At 33.8% G+C, this 13,633-nt stretch carries 17 protein-coding genes and 1 pseudogene; 10 read left to right on the forward strand and 8 right to left on the reverse strand.

What is annotated here, in order from left to right; genetic code table 11:
• Positions 1-15 precede the first annotated feature (15 nt).
• From mutL to pflA, 4 genes are all read left to right on the forward strand, one after another.
• A complete protein-coding gene (mutL, locus tag CKV67_RS06960; RefSeq protein ID WP_025279925.1) occupies positions 16-1,827 on the forward strand; it encodes a DNA mismatch repair endonuclease MutL in 1,812 nt (603 codons plus the stop codon).
• 14 nt (positions 1,828-1,841) lie between these two features.
• Positions 1,842-2,390, forward strand: coding sequence for a glycerol-3-phosphate responsive antiterminator (locus CKV67_RS06965; protein WP_014092783.1), 549 nt, complete (start codon positions 1,842-1,844; stop codon positions 2,388-2,390).
• Between the two features lie 423 nt (positions 2,391-2,813).
• Entirely contained in the window at positions 2,814-5,045 is a 2,232-nt protein-coding gene (gene pflB / locus CKV67_RS06970; RefSeq protein ID WP_014092784.1) for a formate C-acetyltransferase, read from the forward strand.
• A 78-nt stretch (positions 5,046-5,123) separates the two neighbouring features.
• Positions 5,124-5,870, forward strand: a complete 747-nt coding sequence (pflA, locus tag CKV67_RS06975; RefSeq protein WP_025279926.1) for a pyruvate formate-lyase-activating protein — start codon at positions 5,124-5,126, stop codon at positions 5,868-5,870.
• Between the two features lie 36 nt (positions 5,871-5,906).
• Here the strand turns inward: pflA and CKV67_RS06980 are convergent, their stop codons facing one another.
• Positions 5,907-6,437: a PadR family transcriptional regulator gene (locus tag CKV67_RS06980; RefSeq protein WP_014092786.1), complete on the reverse strand. Its 531-nt coding sequence runs from the start codon at positions 6,435-6,437 to the stop codon at positions 5,907-5,909.
• Positions 6,438-6,606: 169 nt separating this feature from the next.
• Between CKV67_RS06980 and mdrL the strand changes: the two genes are divergently transcribed.
• The 3 genes from mdrL to CKV67_RS06995 all read left to right on the forward strand — a co-directional run bounded on the left by mdrL (position 6,607) and on the right by CKV67_RS06995 (position 8,681).
• Positions 6,607-7,800, forward strand: a complete 1,194-nt coding sequence (gene mdrL / locus CKV67_RS06985; protein WP_014092787.1) for a multidrug efflux MFS transporter MdrL — start codon at positions 6,607-6,609, stop codon at positions 7,798-7,800.
• Between the two features lie 133 nt (positions 7,801-7,933).
• Positions 7,934-8,458 carry a hypothetical protein gene (locus CKV67_RS06990; protein ID WP_014092788.1) on the forward strand — a complete coding sequence of 175 codons (525 nt, stop codon included), beginning with the start codon at positions 7,934-7,936 and terminating at the stop codon, positions 8,456-8,458.
• A 16-nt stretch (positions 8,459-8,474) separates the two neighbouring features.
• The gene (locus CKV67_RS06995; RefSeq protein WP_014092789.1) at positions 8,475-8,681 is read left to right on the forward strand and encodes a helix-turn-helix domain-containing protein; all 207 of its coding nucleotides are present in this window, start codon (positions 8,475-8,477) and stop codon (positions 8,679-8,681) included.
• A gap of 234 nt (positions 8,682-8,915) precedes the next feature.
• On the opposite strand, the gene CKV67_RS07000 is transcribed toward CKV67_RS06995, so the two are convergent.
• The 3 genes from CKV67_RS07000 to CKV67_RS14885 form a co-directional block, all read right to left on the reverse strand.
• Complete coding sequence (locus CKV67_RS07000; protein WP_014092790.1) at positions 8,916-9,143, reverse strand: hypothetical protein; 228 nt, start codon at positions 9,141-9,143, stop codon at positions 8,916-8,918.
• A 103-nt stretch (positions 9,144-9,246) separates the two neighbouring features.
• Positions 9,247-9,564, reverse strand: coding sequence for a tyrosine-type recombinase/integrase (locus tag CKV67_RS14970; protein WP_077905832.1), 318 nt, complete (start codon positions 9,562-9,564; stop codon positions 9,247-9,249).
• A 52-nt stretch (positions 9,565-9,616) separates the two neighbouring features.
• The gene (locus CKV67_RS14885) at positions 9,617-10,123 is read right to left on the reverse strand and encodes a tyrosine-type recombinase/integrase (protein ID WP_025279927.1); all 507 of its coding nucleotides are present in this window, start codon (positions 10,121-10,123) and stop codon (positions 9,617-9,619) included.
• Between the two features lie 324 nt (positions 10,124-10,447).
• Between CKV67_RS14885 and CKV67_RS07015 the strand changes: the two genes are divergently transcribed.
• The 3 genes from CKV67_RS07015 to CKV67_RS07025 are packed head-to-tail and all read left to right on the forward strand — an operon-like array spanning position 10,448 to position 11,197.
• Positions 10,448-10,678, forward strand: a complete 231-nt coding sequence (locus tag CKV67_RS07015) for a helix-turn-helix domain-containing protein (protein WP_025279928.1) — start codon at positions 10,448-10,450, stop codon at positions 10,676-10,678.
• The gene (locus CKV67_RS07020; protein ID WP_025279929.1) at positions 10,675-10,947 is read left to right on the forward strand and encodes an Rgg family transcriptional regulator; all 273 of its coding nucleotides are present in this window, start codon (positions 10,675-10,677) and stop codon (positions 10,945-10,947) included. The genes CKV67_RS07015 and CKV67_RS07020 overlap by 4 nt, the downstream gene beginning before the upstream one ends.
• Complete coding sequence (locus CKV67_RS07025; protein WP_025279930.1) at positions 10,931-11,197, forward strand: hypothetical protein; 267 nt, start codon at positions 10,931-10,933, stop codon at positions 11,195-11,197. Before CKV67_RS07020 ends, CKV67_RS07025 begins: the two co-directional genes overlap by 17 nt.
• A 63-nt stretch (positions 11,198-11,260) precedes the next feature.
• On the opposite strand, the gene CKV67_RS07030 is transcribed toward CKV67_RS07025, so the two are convergent.
• From CKV67_RS07030 to CKV67_RS07045, 4 genes and pseudogenes are all read right to left on the reverse strand, one after another.
• Positions 11,261-11,506 carry a hypothetical protein gene (locus tag CKV67_RS07030; RefSeq protein WP_014092791.1) on the reverse strand — a complete coding sequence of 82 codons (246 nt, stop codon included), beginning with the start codon at positions 11,504-11,506 and terminating at the stop codon, positions 11,261-11,263.
• An 18-nt stretch (positions 11,507-11,524) separates the two neighbouring features.
• The gene (locus CKV67_RS07035) at positions 11,525-12,007 is read right to left on the reverse strand and encodes a hypothetical protein (RefSeq protein ID WP_014092792.1); all 483 of its coding nucleotides are present in this window, start codon (positions 12,005-12,007) and stop codon (positions 11,525-11,527) included.
• 320 nt (positions 12,008-12,327) lie between these two features.
• Positions 12,328-12,834, reverse strand: a pseudogene (locus CKV67_RS07040) (LOG family protein); the annotation flags it as partial.
• Positions 12,835-12,864: 30 nt separating this feature from the next.
• The gene (locus CKV67_RS07045) at positions 12,865-13,575 is read right to left on the reverse strand and encodes a uracil-DNA glycosylase family protein (protein ID WP_025279932.1); all 711 of its coding nucleotides are present in this window, start codon (positions 13,573-13,575) and stop codon (positions 12,865-12,867) included.
• Positions 13,576-13,633: the final 58 nt, after the last annotated feature.

Here is a 13,633-nt window from a genome sequence, read left to right on the forward strand (position 1 = left end):
AAGGCAGGGTTCTAAATGGCTAAACATATCGTAGAATTAACGGATGCTTTATCTAATAAAATAGCTGCTGGAGAAGTAGTAGAACGACCTGCGTCTGTTGTAAAAGAACTGGTAGAAAATGCGATTGATGCTGGTAGTACGGTAATTGATATCCTAGTAGAAGAAGCAGGATTAAATAAAATTACTATCATTGATAACGGCAGTGGGATTGAAGAAGAGGACGTTGCTACGGCTTTCCTTCGTCATGCAACAAGCAAAATTAAAAATGAAGCAGACTTATTTCGTGTCCATACTTTAGGCTTTCGTGGGGAGGCCCTTCCAAGTATTGCTTCCGTATCACATTTATCCATGGAAACATCTACTGGTGAATCCAAAGGTACAAGCATTTCACTAGAAGGCGGGAAAATCATCGAACAAAAAAGTGGACATGCAAGAAAAGGGACGCAAATTGAAGTATCACAGCTATTCTTTAATACACCAGCCCGCTTAAAATACTTAAAAAGTTTACCGACTGAACTTGGAAACATCACAGACATTTTAAATCGCTTAGCTTTAGCTCACCCAGACATTAGCTTCCGTTTTTCACATAACGGCAAATCGATATTACAAACGAATGGTAACGGAGATTTAAGACAAGTTATTGCAGCAATTTATGGTGTTTCGATTGCGAGAAAGTCCATTCCTGTAAATGCAGAGTCACTTGATTTTAAAATATCAGGCTATGCAGTTTTGCCAGAAGTGAATCGCTCTAACCGAAATTATATATCGACAATTATTAATGGTCGCTTTATTAAAAATTTTGCCTTAGTAAAAGCAATTCAAGAAGGCTATCATACGCTTCTACCAATTGGCCGTTTTCCAATTATTGTTCTTCAAATTGAAATGGATCCTATTATTGTAGATGTAAACGTCCATCCAGCAAAATTAGAAGTCCGTTTAAGCAAAGAAAAAGAACTGGGGCAACTAATTAGCCAAATGATTAAACAAGCTTTCCATCAGTTGCAACTTATTCCAGATGGAGAGGTATCAAAAAAACAGAAAGAACTTCAAAAATCAGAACAAATTCAGATGTCATTTGAAGAGAATAAACAGAAAGAAGAACCACCGACGCTATTCTCTAAACCAAACATTCCAGAATATGTTCCTTCAGATGATGATGCTCCAATCGAAACAGATCTCATTTTAGAATCAGCTCCAGTTTATTCACCGGTAGAAAAAATAGAGCACCCAGAAACACCAAAAGAACGCATCCCCAAAATGTATCCAATTGGCCAAATGCATGCTACCTATATCTTTGCTCAAAATGAAAATGGCTTATATATTATCGACCAACATGCGGCACAAGAAAGAATTAAATATGAATTTTATCGCGAAAAAATTGGTGAAGTAAGTCGCGAACTGCAAGAGTTACTTGTACCAATTGTATTAGAGTTTCCAGCAGATGAATATGTCCGTCTAGAAGAGCAAAAAGCAAAACTAGAAGAAGTGGGTGTATTTTTAGAAAGCTTTGGCCAAAATAGCTACATTATTCGTGCGCACCCAACATGGTTTCCGAAAGACCAAGAAGAGGAAACGCTTCGAGAAATTATTGACGAAGCTCTAACTTCTCCAAGCATTAGTATTCACAAGCTCAGAGAAGATACGGCAATAATGATGAGCTGCAAAAAATCGATCAAAGCAAACCATTATTTAACAATGAAAGATATGGAAGCTTTACTGGATACGTTAAGGGAAGCTAGTGATCCATTTACGTGCCCACATGGTCGTCCTGTCATTATTCAATACTCTACGTACGAACTTGAAAAAATGTTTAAACGTGTGATGTAAAGGAGGAAATATCATTGGCTTTACCATTTTCCGGTCAAACAATTATCCCGGCGGCGCATAACCAAAAAGATATGGAGAAGATATTAGAATTAGATAGTACATATATGGTTATGTTAGAAACGCATGTAGCTCAATTAAAAGCATTAGTTAAATTTGCCCAAGCAGGCGGAAAAAAAGTATTGCTACATGCCGATTTAGTCAATGGACTGAAAAATGATGAATACGCGATTGATTTTTTGTGCAAAGAAATTTGTCCAGATGGTATCATTTCAACTAGAGGTAATGCTATTATCAAAGCTAAACAACATAAAATGCTCGCGATCCAACGGTTATTTATGATTGATTCTAGTGCCTATAACAAAGGTGTCGCGCTTATACAAAAAGTACAACCAGATTGTATTGAACTATTGCCAGGCATTATCCCAGAACAAGTGCAAAAAATGACAGAGAAATTGCATATACCAGTTATTGCAGGTGGCCTAATAGAGACAACAGATCAAATTGACCGAGTGCTAGCTAGTGGAGCAATAGCTGTAACAACATCGAACAAACACTTATGGTGAATGAAAGCGGAGGGACTCGGAAATCGAACCTCCGCTTTTTTATGAAAAACAATGAAAACGCTATATAATCACCTCAAGCATTGCAAATAAACAGGTTAAGCGTTATCTTCCTGTTTTAAAAATAATGGCTATTTCAAAACTGTACCATAACAGAAGTGGGTCTGTTAAGTAGTACAGGGGGAAATATGAATTAAATTTAGAATAAAATTAGAATGATGATAATTTATAGAAATGGCTTTATAAAGCGGAACTCATCAAGTTTTAATGTAAATGACACACAAAATTCATAAAAAACTTTGAAAATAATTGTACAAAACTGTAGCATTTTTTATAGAATATGTTATGATAACAGTGTAGATTATTTCTAAATTAGTTTGCTCACAAAAGCACGCTCGATAATGAACAATAAATGGAGGTTATATGATGACTGAACAATGGTATGAATTCGCAGGTGGTAACTGGCAACAAGAAGTAGACGTACGTGACTTTATCTTAAAAAACTATCGCTTATACGATGGTGACGACTCTTTTCTAGTAGGCCCTACTGAAGCAACAACAAAACTTTGGGATCAAGTAATGGACTTAACTAAACAAGAACGTGAAAACGGTGGCGTACTCGATATGGATACCAAAATCGTTTCAACCATTACTTCACATGACCCAGGTTACTTAAACAAAGATTTAGAAAAAGTAGTTGGTGTTCAAACTGATGTACCTTTCAAACGCGCATTACAACCATTCGGTGGAATTCGTATGGCAGAAGTGGCAGCTGAATCTTATGGTTTTAAAGTAGATGAAGAAATTAGCCATATTTTCTCTGAATATCGCAAAACACATAATCAAGGTGTATTCGATGCTTATACTGCCGAAATGCGTGCAGCTCGTAAATCAGGCGTAATTACTGGCCTTCCAGATGCCTACGGTCGTGGACGTATTATCGGTGACTATCGTCGTGTCGCACTTTATGGTGTGGACTTCTTAATTAAACAAAAGAAAAATGATCTAAATAATACAGGTTTACGCACAATGAGCGATGATGTTATTCGTCAACGTGAAGAACTAAACGAACAAATTCGTGCATTAGGTGAATTGAAAGTACTAGGTGAAAAACATGGTTTCGATCTTGGGCGCCCAGCAAAAACTGCGCAAGAAGCTTTCCAATGGTTATATCTTGGTTACCTTGCAGCAATTAAAGAACAAAATGGTGCTGCAATGAGTTTAGGTCGTACTTCTACATTCCTTGATATTTATGTAGAACGCGATTTACGCAATGGTCTAATTACAGAAGAAGAAGCGCAAGAAATTGTCGATCACTTCATTATGAAATTACGTCTTGTCAAATTTGCACGTACACCTGATTACAACGAATTATTCTCTGGAGATCCAACTTGGGTTACTGAATCCATCGGTGGTATTACTGAAGAAGGTGTTCCACTTGTAACGAAAAACTCTTTCCGTTTCTTACACACATTAGATAACTTAGGACCAGCTCCAGAACCAAACTTGACAGTACTATGGTCGACTCATTTACCATCTGGATTCAAGAAGTTCTGTGCAAAAATGTCGATTAAAACATCAGCTATTCAATACGAAAATGATGATGTTATGCGCCCTAAATGGGGAGATGATTATGCAATCGCATGTTGTGTATCCGCAATGCGTGTTGGTAAACAAATGCAATTCTTTGGTGCTCGCGCTAACCTTGCTAAGACGCTTCTTTATGCAATCAATGGTGGTATTGATGAAAAGTCGAAAGCGCAAGTTGGACCAGCTTACCGTCCAATTGAAGGCGATGTGCTTGATTACAATGAAGTAATGGAAAAATATGATGCAATGATGGAATGGATTGCAGAACTTTACCTAAACACTTTAAACGTTATTCATTATATGCATGATAAATATGCTTACGAACGTATCGAAATGGCATTACATGATACAGAAGTGTTACGTACAATGGCAACTGGTATCGCTGGACTTTCCGTTGCAGCTGACTCCTTATCGGCTATTAAATATGCCACTGTTCGTCCAATTCGTGACGAAGATGGTATTGTGGTTGATTATGAAATCGAAGGCGACTATCCTAAATACGGGAATAATGATGACCGCGTTGATGAAATTGCAGTAGATCTTCTAAAAACATTTATGACAAAAGTAAGAAAACATAAAACTTACCGTGATGCAGTCCATACAACATCTGTTCTTACAATCACTTCTAATGTAGTTTATGGTAAGAAAACTGGTAATACACCAGACGGACGTCGTGCTGGCGAACCATTTGCACCAGGTGCGAACCCAATGCATGGTCGTGATACAAAAGGTGCTTTAGCTTCACTTTCATCCGTTGCTAAACTTCCTTATGAATATGGTCAAGATGGTATCTCTAACACATTCTCTATCGTTCCTAAAGCATTAGGACGTGAAGATGAATCACAAATCAATAACTTAGTAGCAATGCTAGATGGTTATTCAACTAAAATGGGACATCACTTAAATATTAATGTATTCAATCGTGATACTTTACTTGATGCGATGGATCACCCAGAAGAATATCCGCAATTAACTATCCGTGTTTCTGGATATGCAGTTAACTTCATCAAATTAACACGTGAACAACAATTAGACGTTATTCACCGTACAATGCACGAATCTATGTAATAAAAATCGGCGAGATGCTTTGGCAAGGATTGCTCACCAGTAGCAATCCTTGTTATTTAGGAAAGGAAGAGGAGAATTATGACAGAGGTTTTAGGAAGAGTTCATTCAGTCGAAACAATGGGGACAGTTGATGGACCCGGTATTCGGTTTATTGTTTTTATGCAAGGGTGTTTACTTCGTTGTCAGTTTTGTCATAATCCTGATACTTGGAAAATTGGTACCGGCACAGAAAGATCTGCTCAAGATGTATTTGATGAAGCGATTAAGTATAAAGAATTTTGGGATGCATCTGGTGGTGGAGTAACAGTAAGTGGCGGAGAACCCTTACTTCAAGTAGATTTCCTAATTGAGTTTTTCACGCTATGCAAAAAAGCTGGTGTGCACACGACTATTGATTCATGCGGCGGTTGTTTTACACGTGATCCAGAATTTATTGAGAAATTAGATCGTTTAATGGAAGTCACAGATTTAATTTTACTTGATATTAAACAAATCAATCCAGAAAAACACTTGAAATTAACAACGAAATCTAATGCTCCAATTATTGATTTTGCTCATTATCTTCGTGATAAAGAACAACCAATTTGGATAAGACACGTGCTAATTCCTACTAAAACAGATGACCCAGAAGAGTTAACAAAATTGCATGAGTTTATTCAAACACTTCCAAATGTGAAACAAGTTGATGTGCTTCCATATCACACAATGGGTGTTTATAAATGGAAAGAAATGGGCATTCGTTATCCACTTGAAGGAATTGAAGCTCCGGAAGAAGAAGTAGTCGTGCTAGCAAATAAAATTCTTGAAACAAGTAGTTATAAATAGTGAAATCCCGACGAACAAATTATTCGTCGGGATTTTTTATAGGATTTTATACATTTCATAACACCATTTTAGCTCGGTTTTAATTAGCTCCAGTTTTCTTGCGTATACTTGATAAGACATATTTTTTAGTTTATCTTGTGAAGTTTTTAAGTCAAATAGAGAAGCAAAGTGAGCTAGCGTTTCTTCTATCAATACTAATTGCTCATTCAAATAAGTTTCTCGTTCTTGGATCAGTCCTTTGGTTCTTGAACTATTTAACCAATTCAATTGTACCTTTGTCGTGAACTCATCTCTAGTGACGGGGATTTTAAGCGGGGTTTCCGACCAAGCGAAAAGAGAATCTAGACCTGTCTGCGTAATCGTGTAAACTTTTTTATCTGGCTTTTTGTTTTGAGAATGTTTATGAACTACTAAATATCCGGCTTTCTCTAACTTCGAAAGCGCAGGATAAATTTGACTGTGATGGGTATTTTGCATAATTCTAAGACGATTAGCTAGTTCATAACCACTTGATGCTTCACGTGCAATCATTTGCAGCAAAGTATATTCTAATACATTTGGCGTCATATTTAATAACTCCCTTAAATTTCTATTTAACCTTATTGTAAGTGATAAGCAAAGATAAGTAAAATATTTATATATGTCATTATTTATATATGTAAATATTGACATCAGTATTTGCTAGGCGTAATATAATAAGTGAGTTTTATTTAGAAAGGGAAGTGTAGGTTGTATTATGATGACGGAAAAAGAAATGAATACAGGAAAATGGATTACTGCAGCAGCTAGTTTACTCGCATTTATGGGGATTGGAGTAGTGGATCCGTTACTTCCTTCCATCGCTGCAAGTATTGGCGCATCTCATTCACAAGTCGAGATGTTGTTTACAGCTTATATTTTTACTATGGCGATTATGATGATTCCAATCGGGATTGTTGCTGGAAAACTTGGAGATAAGAAGTTAATTGTTATTGGGCTATTTATAGTTACGATTTTTGCTTTATTATGTGGTTTATCTGATACGATTGGTGCCTTGTCGATTTTTCGTGCTGGTTGGGGCTTTGGAAACTCGATGTTTATGGCTACAGCAATGACGATGTTGATTGCTTTATCAGAAACTCCAGGACATGCTATTGGTATTTACGAGGCTTCTATGGGACTTGGGATGGCTTTTGGTCCGCTTTTAGGTGGAATTCTCGGTAATATGTCTTGGCGTTATCCGTTTTTTGCTACAGCTTGTCTAATATTTATTGCATTTTTACTTATTTTATTTAAAGTGAAAGAACCTAAAAAAATTGTCGCTGAGCCAATAGAAAAGAAAGAAGTCGCTATTAAGCAGATGCTCCATTTGTTTAAATATCGACCATTTTTACAAATTGCTTTTAGTGGGATGTTTTACTATTATTGTTTCTTTACGATTTTAGCTTATTCACCGCTAGTACTTGGTTTATCAGCGATTCAAATTGGTTTTGTATTTTTTGCGTGGGGACTTTGTTTAGCACTTGGTTCAGCAAAAATTTCTCATGCATTGGAATTTCGGTTTAATAGCAAACAAATTTTAAAAGGATCCTTACTTGCGTGTGCTGTCATTTTGGCTCTGCTTGGATTTATTGATAATACTGCTGTTGATATCACTTTAATCATCATCTCTGGCTTGATTTTAGGTATTAACAATGCTTTATTTACAACAACTGTGATGGAACATTCCCCGTATGCAAGAAGTGTCACAAGTGGTGCCTATAATTTTGTTCGTTGGTTAGGTGCGGCTTTTGCACCGCTTTGTTCTGGTTTATTGAGTGAGGCATTTGGTATGAAAATGCCATTTATTGTAGCCAGTGTTATTTGTTTGGCTGGCATGGGCTTACTGTTTATTAAATTAAAACCAGCTCATTTCTCCTTGCAGCAAGCTAGCTCGGTAAAAAGTGAATAAAAGAAGAGAGACGGAACCTTTGCGTTCGGTCTTTTTTTATGATTTAAATCAACTAATTAACGTTTATCATTAAAAAGTTATTGACAAACATTATTGATACTAGATATTTTTTAGAAAAAAAGGAGAGATTTCATTGAAACTAAAAAGACTACAAAAAATGAGTTACTTTCTGCATATTGCCCTTAAAATTTTATCAGTAGGTTCCATAATGATGTGTTTAGCAGCACTTGCAACGAAATTTTTTAATTTTGGAAATGTAACAGATATTTTTGCTTTTTTTCATGCAGAGTCATTTTATGGTAGTAGTCCAGAACAATATGTACAAATAAATGAATCGATTATGCTTGGTGTTGCATCATTTTCATTGATTTTACTTGCATCAATATTATGGATTGCTAGCATGATTTTTAAAGATTTGGCAAATAAATTTATTCCGTTTAGTGATACCGAAATAGCAAGATTAATATCACAATTATTACTTATTTATTCACTAGTACCTCAAATGTTATATGCAGTATTACATACGATACTGATTCCTGGCTACTATATTTCTTTTGGCCTTAATATGTCTTTTTTCTTTGCAATTATTTTCTATTGTTTAACAGAAATTTTTCGTTATGGCGCATTTTTGCAAAAAGAATCTGATGAAACTTTATGAATGGAGATAAAAATAAATGGCAATAATATTAAGATTGGATCGAATTATGGCTGACCGTAAGATGTCTTTAAATCAATTATCTAAAGAAGTCGGTGTAGCAAATGTTAACTTATCAAAAATAAAGACTGGTAAAGTAAGCGCGATTCGATTTTCTACGTTAAATGAAATATGCAAAGTATTGAAATGCCAACCTGGTGATATTTTAGAATATGTGGATGATTAATTCGTAATAAAAGTGAATGAGACGCATTTAAAAGCATTGAGTAGTAACTTAGTGCTTTTAATAATGATGTTTTGCTGGGACAATGCTTCTTTACATAATCAACATTACTTCCTATAATATATATTATGTAAACTAGAAATTTAAATATTTAATCAAGAGAGAACCATTGTCCTCTCTCGATTTATACACTTAGTAACTTTGTTGTCATTTACTATATTTATATAATAACAAAAACTAATCTGCATAATTTTCAATATCTTTCCTATAAAAAAGATTAATATTTCTAACAGACTCATCATCAAAAACATAAAATGGCTCTATTTTTCTAGCTTTAATCATATTCGAAACATTAGATGGTAATATCTCTAAATAGTCAGCAACTTGTCTTTGTGACATTACATATTTATTTAATTCAGCTACAATTTTTTGCTTAATTACATCATCATCATCTAAAAAATACATCCATTTCACACCTTTTATGTATTATAGTTAATTAATATAATTATAACATAATATAATCCAATAATGGATATTTTCTATTCATAAAAAAATCCAAGTAGCATAATTAGCTCCTCGGATGAAATTTCTTGATTGTGTTTTGTTTTTGTTTAAGTTGAACCCGTGTATATCTTTGTGTCGTTGATACACTCGAATGTCCTAATAATTCTTGAATATAACGCAAGTCACAACCATTTTCAAGCAAATGCGTAGCATACGAATGCCTTAACATGTGAGGATGTATCTTTCTATGAACAATTTTACCAATTTTTACAATCTCAGAGTAAACTTTTGCTGATTTTAACCTTTCACCTGTGTTAAAATCTATTAAAAAATATGAATGACAACGCTTATGAAATGTCATTATTGCCTGTCTAGCTTTCAAATAAGATAGTAAATTCTTTTCTAAAGATTCATTATAGATAACAAATCTTTCTTTAATTACCTTTGCCCAAAACTGTTATAACCCGATTCTCGAAATCAAAATCATAAACATTTAAGTTCTCGAATTCTTTCAGTCTTATCCCTGTGCTATACAAAAAATCAAATAAAAATTCTTGATATCCCGTAGTTTCGTTGTTAGAATCAAATGTTTTATAGATTTCCGCAATTTCTTGCTCATATAATACTTTCATATTTTTAACTGCAGTTATTTTTATGCCTGATGATCTGAAATAATTTCCAGTATCAAGCACTTTAAAATCAATTAAATAATTATAAAAGCGTTCTAATACATTGACATAATTATACATTGTATTTGTTGATAATCTTTCTCTCATATCACTTAATATTTCTCTATACTCGTTTTGGTTAATTTCAATCGAATCGACTTTTTCGAATAACTCTCTTGTAATTATAGTTAAATTATTATCTATCGTTCTCTCTGTTAAATTTTTGCTAAATAAATAATTTCTGTATTGTCTAAGCAAGTGCGAATCTTCCATAACGCAATCCCCTTCTTGTTTGATTATTTAGCTGTCAGTATGATATTATTTTGATGTGAAGTCCTCTACAATACCTTAGTTCCCGCTTCGGTGTCAAGGGACTTCTTTTTTTAACCGCCTAAAACAATTGATGCAAATACACTAACAACAGTTTGTAATAAAATCATTTTTAATCCCCTCCTTTGTACTAATATTAACATGTATTTTAATAAAATATTCACTTTGTTTACTATCCGAACATTCATATTTTGTCCACAGACTTATGCAAATGTTTCTATATAATTATTATATTAAGTGCAATATGAGCAAAAAGGAGCTAACAACATGAGTGAAAACAAAACTATCGGTGAAGCTTTGAGAGATATACGAAAAATAAAAGGCTTTACTCAAAATGAAATAGTCACTAATAATTTAAGTCGTTCAACGATTGCTAAAATTGAAACCAATTTAATCAACCCCACCTACAATCGAATCATCATTTTTTGCAAGCAAATTAATGTATCCTTAGAAGAAGTAATCTATTACCAGCACAACTACTCTGTAGATGTAATGTGATTACTATTTTCACTGAAACTGAATCAGTTGATTTAGCAAGAAAAGAAGTTGAATTCATCTGGGAGAGATTAGAAAAACAAGATGAATGGTTTCATCACGATATATTAATTTTAGCTCACATTATTTTCGTCTTTGAAAATGAAACATTAGAATTAGTTGCAAATAAATTAATGAATGAAATTGATAAATTTTCATATTTTATCAATTACAAACGCCTTAAAATGGGGCTGGTATTTAATTTGGCTCTTTTTTTTGAAATTTGCAGGTAAAGTAGAAGAAACTATTAAGTATATAGAAATAGGAATTCAATTAGCTACTGATATAGATAATTTATCTGTAAAGTATCTTGGTTATCATAGAAAGGCAGAATATCTTCTGTTCAAAGGTAAAATAGAACAAGCAGAATCTCTTCACAATACAGCTCTTTCTTTCTTTAAGTTTATTGATGATGAAGCAATGTATAATGATATAAAAAGTGACTGGGGAAAATCTTATCAGCAGTTTAATATTAAAATATAAACACAAAATAAAAAAAGAAAGACCGCGATTTTTATATCGAGCTCTTTCTTTTTTTATTATTAATTAGCATTCTACTCCCCAATACATTTCTGGGTATAATTCATCCAATAACTTTCCATCTAGTTTAGCTTTTTGAAATAATTCATCCAATGAATGGAAATCTTGACAATATGTACCATCATCTTTTGCTAAGCTACTTCCTCCGTTTGCATCATGACTAATCCAATAGTCAGTGTCATTATAAACGAATAGATATTCTTCTCCCATATACAAGCCTTCTTTGAATAACTTATATTTCTTTTCATCCATTTGATCCAACTCCAATACTTAATAATCTTTACCTCTATTACCTTTTGAATCAAAATTATGTCTATGCGGTACTTTAGGATGGGCTTTTGCATTCCCATGATTTGTATAATCTATATCCATTTGAGCTTTTCCGTTTTTATCATAATAACGTCTTTGTTTTACCTTTTTACCATCGTAAAAATCCTTTGATGAATATGCTTTACCAGTTTTAGGTAGGGACGTAACTTTCTTTGATTTTGTTACAGATGAATGATTTGCTGTTTTTGAACCTTTTGATTTTGCTGTAGAATAAGCTTGTGAAACAGTGGGTTTCGGTTTTGGCTTTGGTTTTGCTGAACCACCACCAGGTTTAAGTCTAGCTCCACCACCACCAGCTAATCCCGGTCCAGAACTTCCTTCATGTACAACATTTTTCGCAACTACTATATTTTCAAAGCAAACTAGCGAAAATAATATTAGTAGCATAAGACTTAGAGGCATTAGTTGTTTTATTTTTCTCATGTTATCTCTCCTTATTTATATGTATTTTCAGTTAATTTTAACATAAATAAATAAATAAATTAAAACTCAAATCTTTAAATTTGTCAAAAAATATCCATAATTCAACTGTGATAAATAGTAAAAAATAACATTTTTTATCTTTAATAGATAAAAAGTTATCATTTAAAGGGAAATAAAAAAAGAGACCTTCTAACTTATTAAACTAGAAGGTCTTTGTATGTTTTGTTCATAAAGATATATTCCGTCTTGCTTCCTAAGCTGTTTTCTCAATATCTCCGAACTTCAGCTGGTACATAATCGATTATAAATTGGTTGATTTCTTTTAGTGAATTTGAAAAGAGCGTCTTATCTCTGTCTGTTTGAGTGAGAAAATCATTTTTTACCATGTTGTCATATAAATCTCTTAAAGGCTCATAAAAACCATTTTCATTAAATAAAATACAAGGGTTGGGATTTTGTCCAATTCTTGACCAAGAGATCATTTCGGTGATTTCTTCTAGCGTGCCAGGTCCTCCTGGTAGTGCGATACAAACATCCCCTAGATCAAGCATTTTTTGCTTTCGTTCAGCCATCGTATGGACAGAATACATCTTGGTTAAATTCGTATGTGCTAGTTCTCGCTCCATTAAGAACTGAGGCATTACGCCGATTACTTCTCCTTCCCCTTTGATTACAGTATCAGCAATAACACGCATCAGCCCTATTTTGCCTCCACCGTATACTAGTGTATGTTTTTGTTCAACAATCCACTCACCTAGCTTTTTTGCAGCTTGTTGATAAGCCGGATCATTTCCTTTGCTTGCTCCACAATAGACAACGATATTCAAATAAGTTCATTCCTTTCGTTTAACCATAGCTTAGTTTCTATAAAATGCGTTCAAATACTTCTCCATATACTTCTCTTTATGTTGTGAATTGTATTGTGTGATAAAACGCGGATGTTCTAATGGGATAATTGTATGGAAAAATTGATACTCATCGTTTATTTTCGATAAGAAATTGTAATTTTCCCCGCTTCCTATACAGTAACATATGGAGGTGTCCATTCCGAACTCTATTTGGCTACGGATGGATTGGATGATAAATGGGGATAAAATTGCTTGTATTTTTTTATTTTCGTAGTAATTGCAATTTACTTCTTTTCCTTTTGAATTGACTCTTACTACACCTAGTGGACAGACAAAATTCATATAGAAGTTTGTATAAAACTTCTGACAACCGCCATACGCACTAATAACATCATATAAAAATCCAGATGATGACTGATTTATGTAAAATTTTTCTATAAAAATACCTGTCTCATTTTGGAGGTGTTTGGCATCTTCAAATGGTACCCCGGTTAACGCAGATCCTCGACGTGCTGGCGAGCTACCGAGTATGAGACGACGGGGCTTATTATCGTTATAATATTTTTGGTAAAATGCTGCTGTTATTTCACTTACTAGGTTTTTTTGGTCACCATTATATGGATTGATAAGCCTAAATCCTGTTGGTAACTCCATTGTCGTAAGCGAAAGCGCTTCATTAAACTGTAGAATTTGGTTAGCCAATGTTTTGTTTTGCTTCATGTAATACAGTCCCCTCGATGATGTAGTTTAATATATTATAATATAAATCTTAACATAA

It is taken from the genome of Listeria ivanovii subsp. ivanovii (genome assembly GCF_900187025.1).
In the GTDB taxonomy this organism is placed as follows: Bacteria; Bacillota; Bacilli; order Lactobacillales; family Listeriaceae; genus Listeria; species Listeria ivanovii.